The sequence below is a fragment of the Phocaeicola sp. RTP21198st1_B8_RTP21198_201120 genome (assembly GCF_040929485.1).
Classification (GTDB): Bacteria; Bacteroidota; Bacteroidia; order Bacteroidales; family Bacteroidaceae; genus Phocaeicola; species Phocaeicola dorei.
The window spans coordinates 1-1,046 of sequence record NZ_JBCOCI010000548.1 but is presented as its reverse complement, the minus strand read 5'-3'; the positions used below and the strand labels follow the sequence as shown (position 1 = coordinate 1,046).

Genomic DNA, 1,046 nt, shown 5'->3' with positions numbered 1-1,046 from the left:
GACCAATTGGTGTCTCATGCACGACATGCAGATGAAATTTGGGCATATCAACATTTATCTCCTATTACATTGACTTCTAAGAAAGGACTGGGAGGTCTTACTGCAAATTCGTTTATATCAGATTTAAGTTTATTGGGTATTAGTAGTGCTACAATTAATGTTTGTATTACTCATTTTATGCATCTTACTCCCAAAGCAGGAGATATAGAACATCTGTATGGAGGAAAAACGTATTATATGGATGAAGAGTATCTCAATAATACTTTAGACAAAGTTTTATTAGAAGCAACAAAAAAAAGGAATATCTCCGTTGCGGCAATTATTTTAATTGATCCGGCTTCACGAAGTGTAGATACGGGAATTGGAGAATTATTACAGCATCCGGATTATAGTGAAGGAACTTATACGATGCCTAATATGACAACTTTGGAGTCGGTAAATTGCTATGCTGCGGCACTTGATTTTTTAGCTAGAAGGTATTGTAGATCAGATAATCGCTATGGACGTATCTCTCATTGGATTATGCATAATGAGGTTGATGGTGGGCTCTCATGGACAAATATGGGAGTGAAGCCTGTTACTATCTTTTCGGATACTTATATAAAGTCTATGCGTATGTGTTATAATATTGTGCGTCAGTATGATGAACATGCAGAGGTGTTCGCTTCTTTTTCACATTCGTGGACTGATATTTCTAATGTGGGATGGTATACTAGTAAAGACATTGTTGATTTGTTGAACACTTATAGTCGGGTTGAGGGAGATTTCCAATGGGCTATGGCATATCATAGTTATGCGCAATCATTATTTAATCCTTGTACATGGCTTGACCCGGATGCAACTTACTCTATGGATACAAAGTATATAACATTCAAGAATTTAGAGGTGTTGAATAAATGGGCTTTGTCTAAAGAAAATAAGTATAAAGGGACTGTTAAGCGTTCTGTATGGCTTTCAGAGGCAGGTGTAAATTCTCCTACATATTCAGATGAGGATTTTCAGAAACAGGCGGCAGGTTTTGCTTACGCATGGAAAAAGATAAACGC

General features: G+C 36.7%; 1 protein-coding gene. It reads left to right on the top strand.

Features of this window, described 5'->3' with window-relative positions:
* On the top strand, positions 1-1,046 hold a 1,046-nt coding region (locus tag AB5935_RS27990), incomplete at both ends, for a DUF5722 domain-containing protein (protein ID WP_368328099.1).